This is a genomic window from Phytomonospora endophytica, from assembly GCF_014202425.1.
Lineage (GTDB): Bacteria > Actinomycetota > Actinomycetes > Mycobacteriales > Micromonosporaceae > Phytomonospora > Phytomonospora endophytica.
Genome location: NZ_JACHGT010000003.1, coordinates 206,776 through 229,318, shown reverse-complemented (window position 1 = coordinate 229,318; position 22,543 = coordinate 206,776). Strand labels below are relative to the sequence as shown.

The following is a 22,543-nucleotide window of genomic DNA, read 5'->3' as shown; positions in this document are numbered from 1 at the left end:
TCACGGTTCGGCTTCGGGCGCTCGTCACGGCCCGGGCGGGACCTGTGACAATGCGGGGGAACTCCATCATCGGCAGTGGCGGACCGTACGGAATCACCGTAGGGTCGCAGCGAGGACAAGTCAGAGTTGGTAGAGGAATGAGCGTGATGAGCGCAGACGGGCACGACTGGACGGCGTTCGGTCGAGTCGACACCGACGGCACGGTCTATGTGAAGACCAGTGCCGGCGAACGTGTCGTTGGGTCATGGCAGGCCGGATCTCCCGAGGAGGGGCTGGCGCACTTCGCACGGCGCTTCGCCGATCTGGTCACCGAGGTCGACCTGCTCGCCGCACGCCTCAATTCCGGCACAGCGGACCCCCAGCACACGGTCTCGGCCATCAAGAAGATCCGCGAGAGCCTCGACGAGGCCCACGTGGTCGGTGACCTCGACGGGCTCGCCACGCGGCTCGACGAGCTCGCCTCCCGTGCCGGGAGCAAGGCCGACGAGGCCGCCGAGGCGAAGGCCAGCGCACGCGCCGAGGCCTTGACCCGCAAGGAGGCCCTGGTCGCCGAGGCGGAGCAGCTGGCGGAGTCGTCCACGCAGTGGAAGGCCACCGGTGACCGGTTCAAGACGATCGTCGACGAGTGGAAGAACATCCACGGCGTCGAGCGCAAGGCCGACACGGCGCTGTGGCGTCGCTTCGCCGCCGCGCGGGACGCGTTCACGCGTCGCCGGGGAGCGCACTTCGCGACCCTCGACGCCGAGCGCAAGACCGTCCAGTCGGCCAAGGAGGACCTGATCGCCCGGGCCGAGCAGCTGTCCCGCTCCGAGGAGTGGAACGAGACGGCCGCCGCGCTCAAGGGCCTGATGGACGAGTGGAAGGCCGCCGGCCGGGCTGGGAAGGACGTCGAGCAGAAGCTCTGGCAGCGTTTCCGGGCCGCGCAGGACGTGTTCTTCAACCGCCGCAGCGAGGTCTTCACCGCTCGCGACAACGAGTTCAAGGACAACCTCGCCAAAAAGCGCGAGCTGCTCGCCGAGGCCGAGGCCCTCGACGTCGAAGGCGACGCCAAGACCGCGCAGATCAAGTTGCGCGAGATCCAGGGCCAGTGGCACGACGTCGGCCGCGTCCCGCGCGAGAACACCGCCGGGCTGCAGAAGCGCCTGCGGGCGGTGGAGAACAAGGTCCGCGACGCCATCGACGTCGCGTGGCGCCGTACCTCCATCGAGGACAACCCCCTGCTGGCGCAGATGCGGCAGCAGGTCGAGGAGGCCGAGCAGAAGCTGGAGAAGGCCCGCCAGGCCGGCGACAGCAAGCGCATCAAGGAGGCCGAGGCCTCCCTGGCCGGCAAGCGCCAGTTCCTCGAACTGGCGCAGAAGTCGGCCTGATGACCGAGCGCCCCTCGAAAGACCACGACAACGCCGAGGCCGGGGCCAGTCCCCGGCCTCCGGCCGTGGAGGAGCCCCGCCGCGTCGTCCTTGGGGCCGTGCACAACATGCGCGACCTGGGTGGTCTTGAGACCGCCGACGGCCGTGTCGTGCGATCCGGTGTGCTGTTTCGTTCGGACATGCTCAAGCACGCGACCGGGTCGGACCTCGAACGCATCGGCGCACTGGGTCTGCGCACGGTCATCGACCTGCGCCGTCCCGACGAGATCGCCCTGCACGGGCACTTCGAGGCCGAAGGCGTCGACTACCGGCACCTGGAGCTGCGGCATCTGCGCTGGGAGCTGTTCGAGCAGGAGCCCGCGACGCACGACGAGCGGGTGCTGTTCCTGCGGCAGCGCTACAGCGGCTTCCTGGAGTCGGGTTCCGACGCGATCCGCGAGTCCCTCGACCTGATCACCAACCAGTCGCCGACGCTGGTGCACTGCATCGCCGGCAAGGACCGCACCGGGATCGTCGTGGCGGTGACACTCGGGCTGCTCGGCGTCGCCGAGGCCGACATCGCCGCCGACTTCGCGCTCACCGCCTCCGGGCAGCAGCGTTATCAGGCGTGGGCGGAGCGGGAGGGCCTTGAGGTCTTCCGCGGCCTCACGACGCCTGAGGAGGCGATGCTGGGCACCCTCCAGGAGCTGCGGTCACGCTACGGCTCCTTCGAGGGCTACGCCCGGATCATCGGCTTCGCCGACGTCGACAAACTGAAGGACGCGCTGCTCGACTGATGGCGCGAAAGCCTCCGAAATACCGTGTGGGACGCGCCCAGGCGGCCTGGTCACAGGTCACCGCCGGGCGCGTCCGCCCGTCCGCGCCGCTCATCGCGGCGGCCGCCGGCGTCGGGGTCGCGTTGCCGACCGATGTGCCGCTCCTGCGGATCCTGGGCGTGCTCGTCGCCGTCGTGGCCCTGGTACGGCTCGCCGTCCCCCGCAAGGTCCGCATCGAGATGGATCTGTACTCCGTGCGCGTCCGCTACGGGATGCTGCCCGGGGTGGTGCGCCTGCCGCTGCGGATGATCACCGAGACGCGTGTCGTCGACGTCGCCCGTTTCGACTGGTTCGGCGCCGGGCGCCGGATCCTGCCGCGCGGGACGGCGTTGCTCGCCCGGACCGGCCCGGCGGTGGAGTTCGCGCTGGTGTCCGGGCGGGTGCTGGTCGTCAGCCTCGACGAGCCCGAGCGGGCCCGCGAGGCCTTCGAACGGATCCGGGCGCGGCATCTGGGCGCCCGGGACCAGTCCGGTCAGTGACCGCCGCAGGCGCAGCCGCCGTCGTCGTCGCCGGTGGCTCCGCCGACGCCCAGTTGGATCAGCGGACGGGGCGCGCCGATCGTGGGCATGCCCAGGCTCACGCCCGGAAGCTTCGGCGTGTTCCCGGCCTCCCAGGCGTCACCGGCGGCGGTCTCGCGGTGTTCGAGCAGTTCCCCGTCGGCGACGAGGTGGTGCGGCGCGGCGTAGGTGACGACGGTCCGCACGATGTCGCCGGGGCGGACGTGCGGTTCGACGAAGTCGCCGTCCTCATCGACGAGCATGGTCGCGTCGAAGTGGACGAGACGGCCGTCGCGGGAGCGGCCGGACATGCGGCCCGTGGCCTCGTCCTTACGGCCCTCACCGGCGGCGACGAGGATCTCGATCTCCTGGCCTTCGAGCTTCTGGTTCTCCTCCCAGGCGATCGCGTTGACCAGCTCGACGAGCCGCTCGTAGCGTTCCTGGACGACGGCCTTGGGCAGCTGGCCGTCCATGTCGGCGGCGGGCGTGCCGGGCCGCTTGGAGTACTGGAAGGTGAAGGCACCGGCGAAACGTGCCTTGCGCACGACGTCGAGGGTGGCCTGGAAGTCCTCCTCGGTCTCACCGGGGAAGCCGACGATGATGTCGGTGGTGATGGCCGCGTCGGGCATCGCCGCGCGGACCTTGTCGAGGATCCCGAGGTACTTTTCCGAGCGGTACGAGCGCCGCATCGCCTTCAGGATCGCATCCGAGCCGGACTGGAGCGGCATGTGCAGCTGGTGGCATACGTTGGGCGTCTCGGCCATGGCGGCGATGACGTCGTCGGTGAAGTCGCGTGGGTGCGGACTGGTGAAGCGGACCCGGTCGAGACCCTCGATCTCGCCGCAGGCGCGCAGGAGCTTCGAGAAGGCCTCCCGGTCGCCGAACTCGGCGCCGTAGGAGTTCACGTTCTGACCCAGCAGGGTCACCTCGCTGACGCCCTCGGCGACCAGCGCGCGCACCTCGGCGAGGATGTCGCCGGGACGGCGGTCCTTCTCCGTGCCGCGCAGGGCGGGGACGATGCAGAAGGTGCAGGTGTTGTTGCACCCGACCGAGATCGACACCCAGCCGGAGTAGGTCGACTCGCGGCGGGTCGGCAGCGTCGAGGGGAACACCTCAAGCGATTCGAGGATCTCGACCTCGGCGGCGGCGTTGTGCCGGGCACGTTCCAGCAGCACCGGCAGGGAACCGATGTTGTGCGTGCCGAAGACGACGTCGACCCAGGGCGCGCGCTTGACGATCTCGCCACGGTCCTTCTGGGCGAGGCAGCCGCCGACGGCGATCTGCATGCCCGGGTGGGCGTCCTTGACCGGCCGCAGGTGCCCGAGGTTGCCGTAGAGGCGGTTGTCGGCGTTCTCGCGCACGGCACAGGTGTTGAACACGACGACGTCGGCCGACTCCCCCGTCTCGGCACGGGAGTAACCCGCGCCCTCCAGGAGACCGCCGATCCGCTCGGAGTCGTGCACGTTCATCTGACAGCCGTACGTGCGTACCTCGTAGGTCTTCACACCGATTTCCACAGACACCAGGCAAGAATAGTCGGGCGTCCCGGGAGGGAACGACGGGTCGTGTCGAAGGCCTCCCCGGACGCTCCGGCGCGCCTAGGCTCGCCGTCATGACGAGTGACGCCTTCGACCGTTTCGACCTTGAGACAGCGCGTGTCGACGCCTTCTACGCGGGCCTGGGCCCCGCGGGTTGGGCCTTCCCCACACGCTGCGACGGCTGGGACCGCAAAGACCTCCTCGCGCACCTGTGCGGCATCGAGGACTACGCCCGCGCCGGGCTCGACGGCTCCGTCGGCGAGCACGCCCGGCACGAGGACCGGCAGGTGGGCTACGAGGAGCTCAACGAGATCCGGGTGGCCGCGCTGCGGCCGCTGTCCGCCGGAGAGCTGCTGGCGAAGTGGCGGGCGCTGGTCGCCGAGGTGCACCCGGCGCTGCGGGAACGCGGTGGCGACGCGACCATCGACACCGCCGCCGGGCCCTATCCGCTGGGCCGGCAGGTCTGGTACTTCGCCAGTGAGCTGGCCGTGCACGCCGACGACGCGGGCGTGCCGGTCACCGCCGAAGAGCGCGACGAGCGGGAAGGCTGGCGGGTGTGGTTCGTGCTCGACGCGCTTCAGGAGGTCGCGCCGGCCGTCGAGGTCAACGGCTCGGAGGGGACGTTCACCGTCCGGCTGGGCGAGGAGTCGGTGGAGCTCACCGCCGTCGAACTCGTCGACGCCGCCGCGCGGAGGCTTCCTAAGGGCAGGCTGCCGCCGGACCTGGAGCGGGCCTTGGTCGTCTTGGCGTGAGGTGTGATCGACGCCCAGACGGCGGCGACACCGTCGAGGGCGGCGTAGGCCTCGCGGCGTTCGATGCCGTAGAGGACACCGAGGGTGAAGGCCTCCGACGGGTCGGTGACTCCGGTGAGCGCCTCGCGCAGGTCGGCCATCGCGATCTGGCCGTCCTGGAAGCCGCCGAGGGCCTCCTGCATCTTCTCGGCGTCGCGGGCCATGTCGGTGGCGGGGGCGCCCAGGACGGGACGGGCGGCCTCGGCGGCGTAGCGGGCCTGTTTGGCGAGCTTGCGGGCGTCGTGGCGGGCCTCGTCGGTCGACGCCGACTCGTAGGCCCCGGCGAACTTACGCCAGGCGCGGCGGGTGCGGCGGCGGAGTTCTCGGGCGTCGTCGTGTCCTGCGCGTTTGGTGAACGGCGGGACGGTGACGATGGCGTCGAGGCCGTTGAGGATGGTCAGGTAGCGGCGTCCGCTGAGGGTCGTGTTCAGGGCGCGGTAGGCCTCGGCCTCGCGGCGGTCGATGTCGGCGAGCCACGCGTTGGGGCGGGCGAGCCGGGCGTCGAGAGTGGCCAGGCGCGCGGTGAAGCGCATGCGCAGGACTTCGAGGTCGCGGACGGTGCCGAGTTCACCGGCGAGCCAGCGGAGTTCGGCGCGCAGTTCGGTGGTGCGTTCGCGGTCGATGACCGAGCGGTAGGACTTGAGTGTGGAGCGGATGCGGCGGACGGCGACGCGCATGCGGTGGACGGCGTCGAACTCGGCGCGGCGGGCGAGGGGGTCGTGGGTGAGGATGGCGGCCAGCTGGCGGGCGAGGTAGGCGGTGACGGCCGCGCCGGCGGTGCCTTCGTGGCCGCCTGGGCGCGTGGGTGCGGGGACGGCGTCGCCGAGGGCGCGGGCGAGTTTGGAGGCCGAGGAGGCGCGTTCGGCGCCCGCCGCGCGCAGGCGTTTCCCGACGGTCTTGAGGATCTCGGGCGGGCCGTGGACGAGTTCGACCTCGACCTCGCGCCAGTGCGCGGCCTGCCCGTCGGCGCGTTCGGCGCGGACGTCGTCGTCGGCGAGTTCGGCGAGGACGCGCCCGCCGCCGTCGAGGAGTGGGCGGACCGTGCGGACGGTGGTGAGGGTCGCGACGGGTTCGAGGGGGCGGCCACGGGTGTGGGCGAAGAGGAGTCCGGCGAGTTCGCCGGGCGGGGTCGCGGCGCTGTCGAGGGGTGCGTGGAGTTCGACGCGGGTGTCCTTGGCGGCGGGCAGTTTGAGGTGCCAGCCGGCGTCGGGGCCGCCTTCGCGGCGGCGGAAGGTGAGGCCGCCGGCTTGGAGCCGCAGGTCATGGGTGTCGTGGTAGACCGCGCGCAGGGTGAAGGTGCGCGGTTCGCCGACGGTGGCCACACCCGCGAGGTCGGGCGTGGCGAAGCCGGGGTCGACGTCGTATTTGCGTTCGGTCTCGACGGTCCTTGCGGTGTCCGCGTCGGCCACGGGTCGTCCCTTCGCCGGCTCCTCCCCCGACGGTACCGAAACCGGGGGTGCCCGCACCAGGGGCGGCGGTTCAGTCGACGAGTTCGCGTTCGGTCCGGGTGCGGAAGCGCGGGGTGACGCGGATGGTGCCGAGCCAGGCGGTGACGCGGGCGGTCTCGGTGGCGACGGCGGCCTCGGCCTCGGCTCCGATGTCGCGGAGGTAGCGGACGGCGATCTCGCCGTCGGGTCGCTGGGCCCAGGCGCCGATGATGTGGCCTGCCCACCAGATGGAGGCGCCGATGTTGCCGCTGCGGTCGAACATGGCGGCGCGGTCGTCGGGGTGGAGGAACCAGTCGCGGGCCTGGCGGCCCATCGGCGCGGGGTCGAGGGCGGGTAGTAGCGCCGCCCACGGTTCGGGGGTGGCGACGGGGTCGGTGTCGCCGGGGAGGACGAAGCCGGTGCCCTCGTCGAGGCGGACGGTTTCGGCGCCGACGGCGGCCAGTGCTTTGCGGACCTGGCCGAGTGGCCAGGCGGTCCACCATTTCAGGTCGGCCTCGGTGCCGGGTCCGTAGGCGGCGAGCCAGCGGCGGACGAGTTCCTCCTGGGCGTGTTCGCGGGTGAGTTCGGGGGATTCGGTGGCGAGTTCCCAGCTGAACTGGCCGCTGGTCCAGCTGCCGCGCGGGCGGCCGCGGACGATGCGGCCCTCCATCGCCAGGAGCGGGACGAGGCGCATGCCGAGGGTCTGCTTCGTCTCGTAGGACTTGCCGGCGCCGTAGACGAACTCGCGGCGAAGTTCGGGCAGGGCCGCGCTGAGCTGGAGGCCGGTGGCCGGGCCTTCGGCGAGGGCGGCGAGGACGGCGGCCTCGGCGTCGGCGAGTTCCTTCTCGGTGAGGCCCTGTCCGGTGACGAAGGAGACGAGGCCTTTGCGTTCGGTGCGGGCGACGGCGTCGGTGGAGGAGGCCTGGACGACGGGGACGAGCGCGCGCGGGAGCACGAAGACGGTGCGGCGCATGCCGTGCATGCGGACGAGGCCGCGTCGTTCGTAGAGGGCGTCTTCGACGGCGGTGGAATCGACGCCTTCGGTGCGGGCGGCGATGGAGAGGAAGACCGAGGCCGGGTCGGAGCCGTGGAGGCCGACGAGGGCTTCGGCGACGGCTTCGGGGGTGTCGGCGCGCAGGCCGGGGGCGAGCAGCTGGCGGACGCCGAGGCGGGCGCGGCGCTCCTCGCCCGGGATGTGGCGGGTCACTCCTCGGGCTCCAGTTCGAGTTCGGCGGCGGCTTCGGCGAGCATGTCGCGGACCACCGACATCGCCACACCCGGTGGGTAGCCCTTGCGGGCGAGCATGCCGACGAGGCGGCGCATCTTCGCGTCGGGCGCGACGGCGGCGCTCATGCCGCGCAGTTTGCGGGCGACGAGTTCGCGTGCGGAGGCGCGTTCGGTCTCGTCGTCGAGCTGCTCCAGGGCGAGGGTGGCCAGTTCCTTGTCGACGCCCTTGCGGCGCAGTTCCTCCCCCAGCGCGCGCCTGGCGAGGCCTTTGCCGCGATGGCGGCTGGTGACCCAGGCGGTGGCGAAGGCGGCGTCGTCGATCATGCCGACCTCGGCGTAGCGGTCGAGGACCTCGGTGATGACGTCTTCGCCGAACTCGCGCTTGGTCAGCGCCTCGGCGAGCTCGGCGTGGGTGCGAGGGCGGTGGGAGAGGAGGCGAAGGCAGACTTCGCGGGCGTGTTCGCCGTCGAGGGGCTTCTTCGGGCGGGTGTCCTCACCGGACTCCTCATCGCGCCCGCGGCGGCCTCCCCGGCGTCGGGGCGTGAAACCGGTGTTCCCGGCCATACGGCGACCTCCAAGCGTGACGGTGACGTGATCACGATTCCACCACGCGGGTGTGACATCGGCGCGCACGGCGCGGCGGGTACCGGAACCGCCGCGTTCCTCAGACGTCCACCGTTCCGGCGACGACGCCTCGTGCGAGATCGGACAGCCGAGTGTTTTGGCCGCGCGCACCGGCGCGCAGCCGGATGAAGGCCTCGTCCATGTTCAGCATGTACCGCTCGGCGAGCACTCCCTTGGCCTGCTCGATGATGACGCGGCTGTTGAGGGCGGTCTGCAGCTGCTCCGCGAGGACTTCGTGGTGGCGGATGCTGCGGGCCTGGAGCAGCCCGATCGTGGCGACGTCGGCGAGGGCCTGTCCGATCCGGAGGGTCTCGTCGGGCAGTCGCCCGGTCTGCCGCATGAACAGGTTCAGTGCACCGATGACGGTCGAGCGCAGGCGCATGGGAAGCGCGTGGGAGCCCTGGAAACCCGCGGCGAGGGCCTCGTCGCTGAACCGCGGCCAGCGTTCGGCCTCGGCGGCGATGTCGGGCACCGCGATCGCCCGGGCCGTCTGGAAGGACTCCGGGCAGGGTCCCTGGTTGGTCTGGAGCTGAAGGAGTTCCAGGATACGAGTCTGCTCGCTGGAGGCGGCCGCGACTTGAAGGGCTCCCCGCTGGTCGGCCAGCAGGATGCCGACCGCCGCCACCTCCAGGACCTCGGCGCACCTGATGGTCACCTGGTGCAGGAAGTCGATCACGTCGAACTCGTCAACGAGGGTATCGGCGAGCTCGACGAATACCTCGGCCAAACCCTGCTCACGCATTATCGTCCGCCTCACATTCATCTCGCCCGAAACTCCCTGGCTTTTACCCTTATGTACCCAATCGGAGGCGTTCTCAATCGTCGGCTACCACTTCCGGCCCGGTGTCGGGCCGGAACCGGAGTTTTCGGTCCACGACGTCACGTGCCACCTCGGCGAGGGGCCGGTTGTGGGCGAAGGCGTAAGCGCGCAACCGGGCCAAGGCGCTCTCGGCGCTGACGTTCAGCTGGACGAGGACCATCCCGGTGGCCTGGTGCACGTGGATCTGGCTCGTCGACTGGCCGTCGCGGTACCAGGTGAGGTCGGCGGCGCCGGTGCGTTCGCCTTCGGCGTCGGCGAGCAGCAGGACGCAGGCGGCATCGGCGAAGGCGAGGGCGTCGGCGATCTGGTCGCCGTCCAGCGGTCCCGGCGCGAGCCGGTAGAGGTTGAGCGCTCCCAGCCGGATCGCACCGACCTGCATGGGGAACGCGAACGCGGCCTTCACCCCCTCCCCGGACGCCTGTGTCGCGAACACCGGCCACCGCGTGATCGACTCCAGCGAGTCGAGGTCGGGCGCGAGCACCGGGCCTCCGCGCTGATAGGCGTCCACCGTCGGGCCCTCACCGAAGTCGAGCTGCCATCCCTCGATCCGTGCGGCGGGCTTGTCGGTCGCGTACAGGGTCTCCCAGACGGTCGCGGCGGACATCAGCGTGACCGCAGCGCCGTCCACATGGGCTTCGGCGACGGCCGCGTCGCAGATGTGCGCGACGGTGAAGGGCGCTCCCCGAGACTCCAGTCCGACCCGAGTCCAGATCCAGGCGCCACGGTCGTCACCGCGTTCCATGACCGGAACAGGAGTCGAGCCGTCGCGGCTGGAATCCACCGACGGCTCTGGAACAGAATGAGTCGATAGGTGTGCGCGGGTTCGCGTTGATCACGGCTCCTCCAGTTCTCGGGTGAGGACATGTTGCCTTGAGTCTGGAGCAACCGTCGTAGTCACTTTAGCGGTTCGGAGAGCGACCTTGCCGTGACAGCCGGGGTCGATGTTCGGGTGGCGCACCGGAGGCGGCGCGGCGGGCCTCGCGTGCGACGTCGCGTCCGCAGTGGACGATCCGCCGCGGCCCTTTCGGCGCCCCTCCTGAGCGCACGCCAACGCCCGGTGTCGTCGACACCGGGCGTTGGCGCTTATCTCTCACCGCATGGCCAATACCGGCCGGGAACACCCTCGCCCGCCTCGGCTGACCGCTTCGCCAGTGGCCAAAACCCCTGGCGGCAGCCGGGCGGCACGGGTTCTCCCCGCCGCGGGCGTCGTCGGTTCGGGCGCGGAAACCGGCCGGCCACCACCGCTGACCGGTTTCCGCGTCCGTCGACGCCGGTTCGTTCGATCGGCTAGAAGTCGACCGGTTCGGCTTCGACCACGGCTTCGTCGGCCGCCGGGGCCGAGCCGGTGATGCCGAGCTTCTCCAGGATCTTCTTCTCGATCTCGTTGGACAGGTCGGCGTTCTCCTTGAGGAAGGCGCGGACCTTCTCCTTGCCCTGGCCGAGCTGGTCGCCTTCGTAGGTGTACCAGGCACCCGACTTGCGGATGATGTTCTGTTCCACACCGACGTCGATGATCGAGCCCTCGCGGCTGATGCCCTGGCCGTAGACGATGTCGAACTCGGCGATCTTGAACGGCGAGCTGACCTTGTTCTTGACGACCTTGACCTTCGTGCGGTTACCGACGGCGTCGCCGCCGTCCTTGAGGGTCTCGATGCGGCGGACGTCGAGGCGGACCGAGGCGTAGAACTTCAGCGCCTTACCACCGGTGGTCGTCTCGGGGCTTCCGAAGAAGACACCGACCTTCTCGCGGAGCTGGTTGATGAACACCGCCGTGGTGCCGGAGTTGCTCAGGGCACCGGTCAGCTTCCGCAGCGCCTGGCTCATCAGGCGGGCCTGGAGACCGACGTGACTGTCGCCCATCTCGCCCTCGATCTCGGCGCGCGGCACGAGGGCCGCCACGGAGTCGATGACGATGATGTCGATCGCGCCGGAGCGGATCAGCATGTCGGTGATCTCGAGGGCCTGCTCACCGGTATCCGGCTGGGAGACCAGCAGGGCGTCGGTGTCGACACCGAGCGCGGCGGCGTACTCGGGGTCGAGCGCGTGCTCGGCGTCGACGATCGCGGCGATGCCGCCTTCGCGCTGGACGCTGGCGATCGCGTGCAGGGCGAGCGAGGTCTTACCGGAGGCCTCCGGACCGTAGATCTCCACGATCCGGCCGCGCGGGTAGCCGCCGATGCCGAGGGCGACGTCGAGCGCGATCGACCCGGTCGGGATCGCTCTGATGTCGGTCTTGGGGCGCTCGCCGAGGCGCATGACGGAGTTCTTGCCGAACTGCTTGTCGATCTGCGCCAGCGCCAAATCGAGCGCTTTGGTCTTGTCGATAGAACCAGCCATGCCCGACCCTCCTGAGACTGGGAACGAGTTTGTCTTCTTGGTCAGCGGTGGTTGTTTAGCCATGCCGGTCACGGTAGACCGCGGGTCTGACAAGACTGCGGCGGCGCGACCGAAGTGACCTTACCCGAACTAACGTTCGATAATCGCGGAGGTCGCGGGTTTCGGCGTGGCGAGTTCGACGGGGCGTCACCTGCGGATACGCGAGGGCACCCGGTCCCCGTACGTCGTGCAGACCGCCCGCCAGATCTCGCCGATGTCCTCCCCGGCGGCGATGGCCTGTTCGATGGTGCGGCCCCTCAGCTGCGGCAGCACCTGGTCGGCGGCGACGCTGGCGGCGTAGGCGGGCCCGAAAGTCTCGCCCATACGCTCCCAGAAGTCGGTCCGTCGCATCGTGTCTCCTCCGTCATCTCCTCCGCGCGCGCAACGCGGCCACGACCACCGGCACGGTCGTCACCGCCGCGCACAGGGCCAGTATCGGGTATCCGGCGGCGTCCATGACGACGCCCGACAGCGCGCCGGCCACGGCGCCCGCGACCCCCATGGTGACATCGGACAGCGCCTGCGCCGAAGCGCGCCGCGCGACGTCGACCGACTCGGTCAGCAGCGCCGACCCGGCGACCATCGTGCACGACCAGCCGAGACCCAGCAGGACCAGCCCGGCCGCGAGCTGCGGCGTGCCGTCGCCGGCGGTTCCGGCGGTCGCGCACGCGGCGATGAGCAGCACGATCCCCGACAGGATCACCGCGCGCCGCCCGAAGCGGTCGGCGGCCCAGCCCACGATCGGCGAGAACGCGTACATGCCCGCGATGTGCAGGCTGATGATGACGCCGACGACGCCCTCGACGGTCCATCCGGAACCGGTGTGCCCGGCGTGGGCGTGTCCCTCCATCGTGTCCTGGATGTGCACGGGAGTCATGACCATGACGCCGACCATGACCAGGTGGCCGAGGGCCACCGCCGTCAGGCCGAGCAGCGCGTCGCCGTTGCCGCGCACCGCACGCCATCCCGCGCCCAGGCCCCGCTCCGACTTGACCATCTCGGGGGCGTCGGCGACCCGGCGGGCCACCAGCAGCGGATCCGGGCGCAGCAGGAACCACAGCACGATCCCGGCGAGGAGGAAGCCGATGGCGCTGACCACGAACGGGCCGACGTACTGCGGCGCGTCGAGCACGCCGCGGATGAAACCGTCGGCCTTGGGCATCAGCAGCGGCCCCGCGACCGCGCCGACCGTCGTCGCCCACACGATCATCGACAGCTGCCGGCCGCGCCTCGCGGGTTCGGCGAGGTCGGTGGCGGCGTAGCGGGCCTGGAGGTTGGCTGCGGTCCCGCCGCCGAAGAAGAACATGCCGACGAAGGCCAGCGGGGCCGAACCGGCGACGATCGCCGCGACGAGCACGAGCGCGCCGACGATGCCGGTCGCGTAGGCCAGTGCCAGGCCGGGACGGCGGCCGTAGAGGTTGGTCACCCGTACGACGGGGATCGCCACGAGGGCGCCGCCGATCACCGACATGGCCTGGCCGAAGCCGGACAGTCCCGGCCCGCCGGTGAGGTGGTACAGCAGCAGGGATCCGACGGAGACGCCCATGGCGACGCCGACGCCGCCGAGGATCTGCGTCGTGGCGAGCAGGCGGATGGTGCGGCGTTGCAGTCGGGGGACGTCGACGCCGGGGGCTGTGGCGGTCACGCTGGTGACTCCTGGGTAAGGGGTGAGGTTGGGGTCGATCGTTTACCAATGGGGCGTGGGGCGCAAGGCGTCGATCATCACCGGAAGGCCGACGTGGAGGGATTCGCGAGTCCGGCGACGGTGTCGGCGATGAGCTCCAGGTCCTCCTCGCCGACGAGGGAGCCGACGGTGACGCGGATTCCGGGGGCGGAGCGGAGGCGGTTGACGGCGCCGGGGCTGACGGCGTAGCCGCGGTCGCGCAGCGCGGTGACGGCCGCCGTCTCGTCGGCGACGGGTATCCACACGTTGAGGCCGGTGTGGCCGGTGGCCCGCACGCCCCGGGCGGTGAGCGCGGCCAGAAGCGCCTCCCTGCGGGCGCGGTAGGTCTCTCGCGCGCGGGCGACGGCGTGCTCGGTGGCGGGGTCCTCCCACAGTCCGAGGACGACGTGCTGGAGGAGGGTGGAGACCCATCCGGCGCCGAGGCGCATGCGGCCTTCGACGCGGGCGATGGTGGCCTCGTCGCCGGTGGCGACGGCGAGGCGGAGGTCGGGACCGTAGGGCTTGGACACCGAGCGGACGAAGAGCCAGTGCCCGGTCCCGCCCACGACGGGGTGGAGCGGGTCGGTGGCGAGTTCGGCCCAGTGGTCGTCTTCGATGACGAAGGTGGCGGGGTGAGCGCTGAGGAGCTCGCGGAGGAGCGCGGCCCGTTCGCGGCTCACGACGGCGCCGGTGGGGTTCTGGGCGCGGCTGGTGACCACGACGGCGCGGGCGCCTTGGCGAAGGGCGGCGCGGAGGCCGTCGACGGTGGGGCCTTCGGCGTCGACGGGCATGGGAACGGCGTGCATGCCGAGGGCGGCGATGAGGTCGCGGAGGTTGCCCCAGCAGGGATCTTCGACGGCGACGGAGTCGCCGACGGACAGGTGCACCGACAGGCCGCGTTCGATGGCGTCGAGGGCGCCGGAGGTGAAGGTGACGGCGCCGGGCGGGAGTTCGTCGGCGGCGAGGCGTTCGCGGGCGAGGTCGGCGAGCTGCGGGCAGGGGCCGGCGTCGCGGTAGCCGGAGGGGCGGGCGGGTACCGCGCGCAGGGCGGTGGTGAGGTCGGGGAGGAGAGCGGGGTCGGGTTCGCCGCTGCTGAGGTCGATGACGCCGGGCGGCAGGGCGCGGGGTCCTCGATGGGTGAGGGGCGGACGGTGGCGGACGTGGCTGCCATGGCGTCCGGCGGTTTCGATGACGCCGCGCTGCCGAAGGGCGCGGTAGGCGGCGGCGACGGTGGCGACGGCGAGTCCGAGGTCGGCGGCGAGGCGCCGGACCGGGGGGAGGGGGGCTCCCGGTGGGAGTTTCCCGTCGCGGACGGCGGCTTCGATGTCGGCGGTTATCCCGGCGGCGGTGGACCCCGTCGGCTGGTATTGTTCTGCCACAACTCCAGGATTGTACTAGAACAAAGGAGTCGGCGGTGACCTACCCCCGGACCGACCGCACCACCTCCCTGCGCGCGCCCGAGAAACTCGCCTACGACGTCGCCTCGGTCAACGCCGTCCTCGACGAGGCGCTCGTCTGCCACGTCGGCTACATCGCCGACGACGGTCTCCCCCGTGTGCTCCCCACCGTCCACGCGCGCATCGGTGACGTCCTCTACGTCCACGGCTCGACCGGCAGCCGCGCGATGCTCGGCGCCCGGCAGGACGGCGTCGACGTGTGCGTCACCGTGACGCTCCTCGACGGCCTCGTCTACAGCCGCGCCTGGTTCCACCACTCGGCCAACTTCCGCTGCGTCATCGCCCACGGCAAGGCCCGGCTCGTCGCCGATCCCGACGAGAAGTGGGCGGCGCTGGAACGCATCGTCGACACCTTCGGCGAAGGCCGTGCCGCCGCCTCGCGGCCGCCGTCGGCCAGGGAACTCGCGCAGACCGCCGTGCTGGCACTGCCCCTGTCGGAGGTGTCGGTGAGAGTGCGGGCCGGCGGCCCCAAGGACGAGCCCGAGGACATGGGCCTCCCCTACTGGGCCGGGCACGTGCCGCTCGTGCTCACACCCGGGATCGCCGTCGAGGACGAGAATGTGACCGTCGCCGCTCCCGCGCACCTTGCCCGCGCGGACGCGAACGTGCAGGCTTGACCACCATGTGGGGTGTGACCAATATCTGGGCGTACGTGATCGGGACCGTGCTGATCATCCTCCTGCCCGGCCCGAACTCGCTGTACGTGCTCAGCGTCGCCGCCCGCCGCGGCGTGCGCGACGGGTACAAGGCGGCCTCGGCGGTGTTCATCGGCGACACCGTCCTCATGGTCGCCTCGGCCGCCGGCGCGGCCTCGCTGCTCAAGACCTCGCCGACCCTCTTCTCGATCGTCAAGTACGCCGGCGCCGCCTACCTGGTGTGGATGGGCTTCAACCTCGTCCGCGACGCCGTCCGCACCTGGCGTGCCCGCCACGCGCCCGCCGAAGAGGACGCCCCCGCGGTCACGGGCGGGAAACTGGAACGGCCCTTCCGGCGAGCGCTCTTCGCGAGCCTGCTCAACCCGAAGGCGATCTTGTTCTTCGTGTCCTTCTTCGCGCAGTTCGTGGATCCGGCCTACGCCTACCCGGCGCTGACCTTCCTGATCCTCGGCGTCATCGTGCAGATCTGCAGCCTGAGCTACCTGACCCTGCTGATCTTCGCCGGGACCGGGCTGGCCACCGCCTTCCGCCGCCGTAAGAAGCTCGCCTCCGCGGGCTCGGCGACGGTCGGTGCGGTGCTGATCGGGTTCGCGGCGAAGCTGGCGACGTCGAGTATGGGCTGAGCGGGCCTCACCGCATCCGCCGCGTCGCCAGTTCCGCCAGCAGCGCGGCGCCGTCGGCGACGACGGAGTCGTCGAAGGCCGCGCGGGGCGAATGGTTGCTCGGGGCCACCGAGAAGTCCTCGCCACGGCAGGCACCGAGGAAGACGTAGGCGCCCGGGATGCGCTCCAGGATCCGGGAGAAGTCCTCCGAGCCCATCAGCGGATCCTTCAGGTCGCTGAAGCGCTGCGGCCCGAAGACCTCCCGGACGGTCTCGGCCACGAAGAGGTGCTGGTCGCCGTCGTTGATCGTCGCCGGGTACTCGTCTTCGAAGCGGACCTCGGCGCGCAGCCCGTGCGACTCGGCGATGCCCTCGCACAGGCGCACGGCATGCTCCCGCACCTGCTTGCCGGCCTCGTCGGAGAAGGTGCGCACGGTCGCCTCGAAGACGGCCTCGTCGGGAATGATGTTGCGGCGGGTGCCCGCGTGGAAGGTCCCGACGGTCACCACGACCGGCTCGAACACGTCGATGCGCCTCGACACCATGGTCTGCAGCGCCGTCACCATCTCGCAGGCGGCGGGCACCGGGTCCAGCGCGTCGTGCGGACGTGAACCGTGGCCGCCGGCGCCGATGACGCGCACGAACAGGCCCGCGGAGGCCGCCATGAGCGGACCCGGCCGCGACGTGAACACACCACACGGCAGCAGCCCCGAGGTGACGTGGATGCCGTAGGCGAAGTCGGCGGGCCGTCCCGCGGCCTCGACGACGCCCTCGGCGATCATGTGCCCGGCCCCGTCGAAGCCCTCCTCACCGGGCTGGAACATGAACACGACGTCCCCCGCGAGTTCTTCACGATGGGCGGCCAGCAGGCGGGCGGCGCCGACGAGCCCGGCGGTGTGGAGGTCGTGCCCGCAGGCGTGCATGACGCCGTCGACGGTGGAGGCGAAGTCCTCGCCGGACAGCTCGGTGACCGGCAGGGCGTCCATGTCGCCGCGGAGGAGCACCACCGGGCCGGGACGGGATCCGCGAAGGACCGCCGTGACCGAGGACAGGGCCTCACCCGTGGTGATCTCCAGGTCGAGGGGCGCGAGCGCGGCGAGGACCTTCTCCTGCGTGCGGGGCAGGTCGAGCCCGATCTCGGGTTCGCGGTGGAGGGCCCTGCGCAGGGCGACCAGGTCCTCGGAGATCGCGGCGGCTTCGTCTCGCAGGCTCATGACGGCTCCTCACCTTCGTGCGGCACGGGTGCGGCGAGCCTATCCGCGCGAACCCCGGCGGGAAACCCCGCGATGTCGTACCCGCGGGGCATGATCGACCCATGGGCAACGATCCTCTCGCGGGCTTCACTCCGGCGACCAGGCGGTGGTTCGCCTCGGCGTTCACCGCGCCGACCGCGGCCCAGGCCGAGGCCTGGACGTCGATCTCGCGTGGGGACAACACCCTGGTCGTGGCGCCGACCGGCTCGGGCAAGACGCTCTCGGCGTTCCTGTGGGCCATCGACCGTCTGTCGGTCGCGCCCCCGCCGGAGAAGGCAACGCGCCGGTGCCGGGTGCTGTACATCAGCCCGCTCAAGGCCCTCGCCTACGACGTCGAGCGCAACCTCCGGCGCCCCCTCGACGGGATCCGCGCCGTCGCCGAAGCCCAGGGGCTCACGGTGCCGCAGGTCGCCGTCGGGATGCGCACCGGGGACACCCCGGCCAGTGAGCGCCGCGCCTTCGCGCGGACGCCGCCCGACATCCTCATCACCACTCCGGAGTCGCTGTTCCTGCTGCTCACCTCGGCCGCGCGGGAATCACTGCGCTCGGTCGAGACGGTGATCATCGACGAGGTGCACGCCGTCTCGGCGACCAAGCGCGGCACGCACCTGGCGCTGAGCCTCGAACGCCTCGACGCGCTGCTGGAGCGCCCGGCCCAGCGCATCGGCCTGTCGGCGACGGTCCGCCCGGTCGAGCAGGCCACGGAGTTCCTCGGCGGCGTCGCACCGGTGACGCTCGTCCGTCCCGCCTCGGCGAAGACCATCGAGGTCACCGTCGAGGTCCCGATGGAGGACCTCACCTCCCCCGAACCCGACCCCGACGGCCGCAAGGCCTCGGTGTGGCCCGCCGTCGAGCGCCGCCTCCTCGACCTGATCAGGGCGCACTCCTCGACCATCGTGTTCGTCAACGGCCGCGGGCTCGCCGAGCGCATGTGCGGGCGCCTCAACGAGCTCGCCACGGGAATGGTCCCGCCGACGGCGATCAAGGAGCAGATGACCGCCCAGTCGCACAAATCGGCGGGAGCGCCGCCGGTGGTGGCCAGGGCGCATCACGGCTCGATGTCACGCGAGGAGCGCAAGTACGTCGAGGAGGCGCTGAAGGGCGGGACGCTGCCTGCGGTCGTGGCGACGTCCAGCCTGGAGCTGGGCATCGACATGGGGGCCGTCGACCTGGTCGTGCAGATCGGCGCTCCCCCGTCGGTGGCCTCCGGGCTGCAGCGGGTCGGGCGCGCCGGCCACCAGGTCGGCGCGGTCTCAAGAGGCGTGGTGCTCCCGACCCATCCGGGCGACCTCCTGGTCAGCGCGGTCGTCGCCGAGCGGATGGGCGAGGGCGCGCTGGAGCGGACCCACGCTCCGAAGCATCCGCTCGACGTGCTCGCCCAGCAGATCGTGGCGATGGTGGCGATGGACCCGTGGCCGGTCCCCCGCCTCGCCGAGCTGGTCCGCCGCGCCTCGGCCTACCGGGCGCTGCCCGACGCGGCATTGACCGCGGTCCTCGACATGCTCGCCGGGCGGTATCCGTCGACCGGCTTCGCCGACCTCAAACCGCGCCTGGTGTGGGACCGCCGGACCGACGTGCTGACCGCGCGTCCGGGCGCTCAGCGGCTCGCGGTGACCTCGGGCGGCACGATCCCCGATCGCGGGCTGTACCCGGTGTCGCTGCTCGAAGGCGGAAAAGGTTCGCGCGTCGGCGAGCTGGACGAGGAGATGGTCTACGAGTCGCGGGTCGGCGACGTGTTCGTGCTGGGCGCCTCCACCTGGCGTATCGAGGACATCACCCCCGACCGCATCCTGGTCTCGCCCGCGCCGGGGCAGCCCGCGCGGATGCCGTTCTGGAAGGGTGAAGACATCGGCCGTCCCGCCGAGCTGGGCCTGGCCATCGGCCGGCGCCTGCGCGCGGCGGCGGCCGGGGACGGCGCCTGGCCGGAGCTCGACCGCTACGCCGTGTCCAACCTGGAGTCGTACCTCACCGGCCAGCAGCAGGCGACCGGCGCGATCCCCGACGACCGCACCGTCATCGTCGAGCGCTTCCGCGACGAACTCGGCGACTGGCGCCTGGCCGTGCACTCGCTGCTCGGTAAACCCGTCAACGGCCCCTGGTCACTGGCCATCGCGGCCCGGATCAGCGAGATGTACAAAGTGGACGCCCAGGCGCTGCCGACCGACGACGGCATCATGCTGCGCCTGCCTGACATGCCCGAGCCCCCCAGCGCCGAACTCGTCGCCTTCGACCCCGACGAGATCGCCGCGCTGGTCACCGGGCAGCTGGCGAACTCGACGCTGTTCTCCGCGCGCTTCCGGGAGTGCGCCGCCCGGTCGCTGCTCATGCCCCGCCGGGACCCGCGCCGCCGCCAGCCCCTGTGGCAGCAGCGTCAGCGGGCCGCCCAGCTGTTCGGCGTGGCCCGCGAGTTCGAGGACTTCCCCGTCACCGCCGAGGCCGCCCGCGAGTGCGTCGAGGACTTCTTCGACCTGCCCGCGCTCACCGGCCTCATGCGCGACCTGGCCGGGCGCGCCACCCGCCTCGTCGACATCGAGACGAAACGCCCTTCGCCTTTCGCGCGTTCGCTGCTGTTCGCCTACGTCGCGGGAAACCTCTACTCCGAGGACACGCCCATCGCCGAACGCCGGGCCAACGCGCTCGCCGTCGACTCGACGCTCCTCGCCGAACTGCTCGGCGAGGTGCGGCACACCGAGCTGCTCGATCCGGCCGTCGTCGCCGAGGCCGCCGGCTGGCTCCAGTGGACCGGCGCCGAACGGCTCCGCGACGCCGAGGACGTCATCGAGCTGCTCCGCGTCATCGGCGACCTGTCCGCCGAGGAGATCGGCGAACGCGGCGGCGAGGACGCCTGGACCGCCGAACTCGCCGACGCCGGCCGGATCACGCCCGTCGCGATCGCCGGTGAGGTGAGGTGGATCCTCGCCGAGGACGCCGGCCGCTACACCCAGGCGCTCGGCATCGCCGTCAAGGGCGTGCCGGAGGCCTTCCTCGCCCCGGTCGCCGACCCCTGGGGTGACCTGGTCTCCCGATACGCGCGCACGCACGTCCCCTTCGCCACCGCCGGGATCTCCGCCCGCTTCGGGGCCGAACCGACGACCGTCGAGCCGGTCCTGCGCCGCCTGGCCGCCGCGGGAAACCTCGCCCACGGCGAGTTCACCGCCGCGGAACCGCAGTGGTGCGACGTGGAGGTCCTGCGGCTCCTCAAGCGCCGGAGCCTCTCGGCGCTGCGGGCCGAGATCGCGCCCGTCCCCGCGCGCGCCTACGCGCGTTTCCTGCCCGCCTGGCAGGGCATCGGCGAGGAGGCCATGGGAGTCGACGCCGTGGCCGCCGCCGTCGAACAGCTCCAGGGCGCACCGATCCCGGCGTCGGCTCTGGAGCGACTGGTCCTGCCCGCGCGGGTCGGCGACTACACCCCGGTCTACCTCGACGAACTCACCTCCTCGGGCGAGCTGCTGTGGGCGGGTTCGGGTTCCCTGTCGGCCAACGACGGCTGGATCACCCTCGCCTACGCCGACGCCGCCGAGCTGCTGCTCCCCGAACCGAACCCGGAGGCGCTGTCCACCGAGCTCCACACCGCCGTCCTCGACGCGCTGGGACAGGCCAGGTTCTTCCGCGACCTCGCCGAGACGGTCGATGCCGAGGACGACGCCTCGCTGGTGTCGGTGCTGTGGGACCTGGTGTGGTCGGGCTGGGTCACCAACGACTCCCTCGCACCCCTGCGGACGCTGCTCTCGGGCGCCGGAGCGCATCGCTCCCGGCCGAGCCCGCCCAGGTCGAGACGCGCGCGACCGGGTTTCCCACTCTCCCGCCGCGCGGGCGGGGCACCGCGGACCTCCCCGCCGACCGCGACCGGCCGCTGGCAGCGGCTTCCCGAGCGCGACACCGACCCGACCCGCCGTCTTCACGCGCGGGCCGCCGCGGCGCTCGACCGGCACGGTGTTCTCGTCCGCGAGACCACCGTCGGTCTCTACCCGGTGCTCTCGGCGATGGAGGACCGCGGGGCCGTCCGGCGCGGGTACTTCGTCAGCGGGCTGGGCGCCGCGCAGTTCGCCGAGCCGGGAGCCGTCGACCGTCTGCGCGCGTGTGCCGCGCCCGGCGGCGAGGTCGTCGTGCTCGCCGCGACGGACCCGGCCAATCCCTTCGGGGCGGGCCTGTCCTGGCCTGATCCGCGCGAGACCGTCGCCGACGGCGGCGGGCACCGGGCGGGGCGCCGCGCCGGGGCGCTGGTCGTCCTGAGCGGCGGCGAACTCGTGCTCTACGTCGAGCGCGGTGGGCGGACCATGCTGTCCTACACCGTCGACGAGAAGGTCCTCACCGGTGCCGCCGAGGCGCTGGTCGACACCGTCCGGCGCGGCGGGCTGGGCTCACTGTCGGTCGAGCGCGGTGACGGTGAGCCGGTGTCGGGGACCGTTCTCGGTGCCGCGCTGACCGCGGCGGGGTTCCGGGAAACCCCGCGCGGTCTGCGGTTGGGTTAGCTCGCGGCGGCCAGTTCGTCGGCGAAGGTCGTCAGGTCCATGACGTTGGTGCCGTTGATGTGCACCGTCGGGACCGCGCCGGCGGTGAAGGCCGCGCTGCCCTCGGCGATCCAGTCGCGGTACTTGACCGTGCGGACGCAGTCGGCGAAGGCGTCGCCGGTGCCGACCGGTGGGCCTGCCTGTACGAGCTCCTCCTCACTGAGTCCGGGACCGCCTTCGGCGGGCTGGTTGTCGAAGAGGAAGCCCGCGTAGGCCTCGAACTTCCCGTCGTCACCGGCGCAGACGGCCGCCGTGGCCGCGCGGGTGGAGTACTCGTCGGGCGAGGTGCGGTCGAGGAAGTTCACCGGGTGGTAGACCACCGTGATGCGGTTGGTCGAGCTGAGCTGCATGAGCTTCTCGGCGTTCGTGTCGTGGAAGGTCTTGCAGGGCGGGCACCCGAAGTCGAGCCAGATGTCGACCTTCGTCGCACCGCTGCCGACGACCACGCCGTAGTCCTCCGTCGCCGCGGTCGGCGCCGTGGCGGTTCCGCCTCCGGCGGGTGTCTCATCGCTCGTCGGCCAGAAGACGACGGCGGCGAAGACGATCGCGCCGACCAGCAGAACGGCGCCGGCCAGGGAGCCGATGATCAGGCCGGTCCGCTTCTGCCGGGGCGGCTGGGGTGGGAAGCCCGGCGCGCCCGGCCAGCCGGGCGGACCGGGCGGGGGCGGGAAACCCTGCTGCGGCGGGTGACCGGGCTGGCCGTAGGGCTGCTGGGCACCGGGTGGGAAACCCTGCGGGCCGGGTGCCTGGCCCGGCCACCCTCCCGGGGCGGGCGGGTGACCGGGCTGGCCCTGCGGCGGGTAGCCGGGCTGCGCGGGCGGGTATCCCTGCGCCGGGGGGCCCTGTGGCGGTATGGGGCCTTGCCCATGCTGCTGGTACGGCTGGTTGCCCTGCTGCCACTGGGGTTCACTCATGAGCGC

At 71.8% G+C, this 22,543-nt stretch carries 18 protein-coding genes and 1 pseudogene; 7 read left to right on the top strand and 12 right to left on the bottom strand.

Annotated elements, in window-relative coordinates:
• Positions 1-146 precede the first annotated feature (146 nt).
• The 3 genes from HNR73_RS07330 to HNR73_RS07320 are packed head-to-tail and all read left to right on the top strand — an operon-like array spanning position 147 to position 2,661.
• Entirely contained in the window at positions 147-1,367 is a 1,221-nt protein-coding gene (locus HNR73_RS07330) for a DUF349 domain-containing protein (RefSeq protein ID WP_184786538.1), read from the top strand.
• On the top strand, positions 1,367-2,143 hold the full coding sequence (locus HNR73_RS07325) for a tyrosine-protein phosphatase (RefSeq protein WP_184786537.1): 777 nt from the start codon (positions 1,367-1,369) through the stop codon (positions 2,141-2,143). Before HNR73_RS07330 ends, HNR73_RS07325 begins: the two co-directional genes overlap by 1 nt.
• 26 nt (positions 2,144-2,169) lie before the next feature.
• Complete coding sequence (locus HNR73_RS07320; protein WP_221330776.1) at positions 2,170-2,661, top strand: hypothetical protein; 492 nt, start codon at positions 2,170-2,172, stop codon at positions 2,659-2,661.
• Here the strand turns inward: HNR73_RS07320 and miaB are convergent.
• Positions 2,655-4,202, bottom strand: a complete 1,548-nt coding sequence (miaB, locus tag HNR73_RS07315) for a tRNA (N6-isopentenyl adenosine(37)-C2)-methylthiotransferase MiaB (protein ID WP_275414551.1) — start codon at positions 4,200-4,202, stop codon at positions 2,655-2,657. The genes HNR73_RS07320 and miaB overlap by 7 nt on opposite strands.
• 89 nt (positions 4,203-4,291) lie before the next feature.
• Between miaB and HNR73_RS39555 the strand changes: the two genes are divergently transcribed.
• The gene (locus HNR73_RS39555; RefSeq protein WP_239121980.1) at positions 4,292-4,969 is read left to right on the top strand and encodes a maleylpyruvate isomerase N-terminal domain-containing protein; all 678 of its coding nucleotides are present in this window, start codon (positions 4,292-4,294) and stop codon (positions 4,967-4,969) included.
• 146 nt (positions 4,970-5,115) lie between these two features.
• On the opposite strand, the pseudogene HNR73_RS07310 reads toward HNR73_RS39555, so the two are convergent.
• The 9 genes and pseudogenes from HNR73_RS07310 to HNR73_RS07270 form a co-directional block, all read right to left on the bottom strand.
• A pseudogene (locus tag HNR73_RS07310) lies at positions 5,116-6,417 on the bottom strand (CYTH and CHAD domain-containing protein); the annotation flags it as partial.
• A gap of 70 nt (positions 6,418-6,487) precedes the next feature.
• A complete protein-coding gene (locus tag HNR73_RS07305; protein ID WP_184786534.1) occupies positions 6,488-7,642 on the bottom strand; it encodes a winged helix DNA-binding domain-containing protein in 1,155 nt (384 codons plus the stop codon).
• On the bottom strand, positions 7,639-8,226 hold the full coding sequence (locus HNR73_RS07300; protein ID WP_184786532.1) for a regulatory protein RecX: 588 nt from the start codon (positions 8,224-8,226) through the stop codon (positions 7,639-7,641). The genes HNR73_RS07305 and HNR73_RS07300 overlap by 4 nt, the downstream gene beginning before the upstream one ends.
• Before the next feature lie 100 nt (positions 8,227-8,326).
• Positions 8,327-9,028, bottom strand: coding sequence for a GAF and ANTAR domain-containing protein (locus HNR73_RS07295; RefSeq protein ID WP_184786531.1), 702 nt, complete (start codon positions 9,026-9,028; stop codon positions 8,327-8,329).
• A gap of 73 nt (positions 9,029-9,101) precedes the next feature.
• On the bottom strand, positions 9,102-9,848 hold the full coding sequence (locus HNR73_RS07290) for a GAF and ANTAR domain-containing protein (protein WP_184786530.1): 747 nt from the start codon (positions 9,846-9,848) through the stop codon (positions 9,102-9,104).
• Between the two features lie 545 nt (positions 9,849-10,393).
• Positions 10,394-11,443: a recombinase RecA gene (gene recA, locus HNR73_RS07285; protein WP_184786529.1), complete on the bottom strand. Its 1,050-nt coding sequence runs from the start codon at positions 11,441-11,443 to the stop codon at positions 10,394-10,396.
• Between the two features lie 186 nt (positions 11,444-11,629).
• Complete coding sequence (locus HNR73_RS07280) at positions 11,630-11,833, bottom strand: DUF3046 domain-containing protein (protein WP_184786528.1); 204 nt, start codon at positions 11,831-11,833, stop codon at positions 11,630-11,632.
• A 13-nt stretch (positions 11,834-11,846) separates the two neighbouring features.
• A complete protein-coding gene (locus tag HNR73_RS07275) occupies positions 11,847-13,127 on the bottom strand; it encodes an MFS transporter (protein ID WP_239121981.1) in 1,281 nt (426 codons plus the stop codon).
• Positions 13,128-13,204: 77 nt separating this feature from the next.
• Positions 13,205-14,524 (bottom strand): aminotransferase class I/II-fold pyridoxal phosphate-dependent enzyme, encoded by a 1,320-nt coding sequence (locus HNR73_RS07270; protein WP_184786527.1) that lies wholly within the window; start codon positions 14,522-14,524, stop codon positions 13,205-13,207.
• A gap of 35 nt (positions 14,525-14,559) precedes the next feature.
• Between HNR73_RS07270 and HNR73_RS07265 the strand changes: the two genes are divergently transcribed.
• Together HNR73_RS07265 and leuE are read left to right on the top strand one after the other, a co-directional pair.
• Positions 14,560-15,219 carry a pyridoxamine 5'-phosphate oxidase family protein gene (locus HNR73_RS07265; protein WP_184786526.1) on the top strand — a complete coding sequence of 220 codons (660 nt, stop codon included), beginning with the start codon at positions 14,560-14,562 and terminating at the stop codon, positions 15,217-15,219.
• A 5-nt stretch (positions 15,220-15,224) separates the two neighbouring features.
• Positions 15,225-15,881, top strand: coding sequence for a leucine efflux protein LeuE (leuE, locus tag HNR73_RS07260; protein ID WP_184786900.1), 657 nt, complete (start codon positions 15,225-15,227; stop codon positions 15,879-15,881).
• Positions 15,882-15,888: 7 nt separating this feature from the next.
• On the opposite strand, the gene HNR73_RS07255 is transcribed toward leuE, so the two are convergent.
• Positions 15,889-17,073: a M20 metallopeptidase family protein gene (locus HNR73_RS07255; protein ID WP_184786525.1), complete on the bottom strand. Its 1,185-nt coding sequence runs from the start codon at positions 17,071-17,073 to the stop codon at positions 15,889-15,891.
• A 101-nt stretch (positions 17,074-17,174) separates the two neighbouring features.
• Here HNR73_RS07255 and HNR73_RS07250 point away from each other — a divergent pair, with 101 nt between their 5' ends.
• A complete protein-coding gene (locus tag HNR73_RS07250) occupies positions 17,175-21,584 on the top strand; it encodes a DEAD/DEAH box helicase (RefSeq protein WP_184786524.1) in 4,410 nt (1,469 codons plus the stop codon).
• On the opposite strand, the gene HNR73_RS40630 is transcribed toward HNR73_RS07250, so the two are convergent.
• Positions 21,581-22,537, bottom strand: a complete 957-nt coding sequence (locus HNR73_RS40630; protein ID WP_184786523.1) for a DsbA family protein — start codon at positions 22,535-22,537, stop codon at positions 21,581-21,583. The genes HNR73_RS07250 and HNR73_RS40630 overlap by 4 nt on opposite strands.
• Between the last annotated feature and the right edge of the window lie 6 nt (positions 22,538-22,543).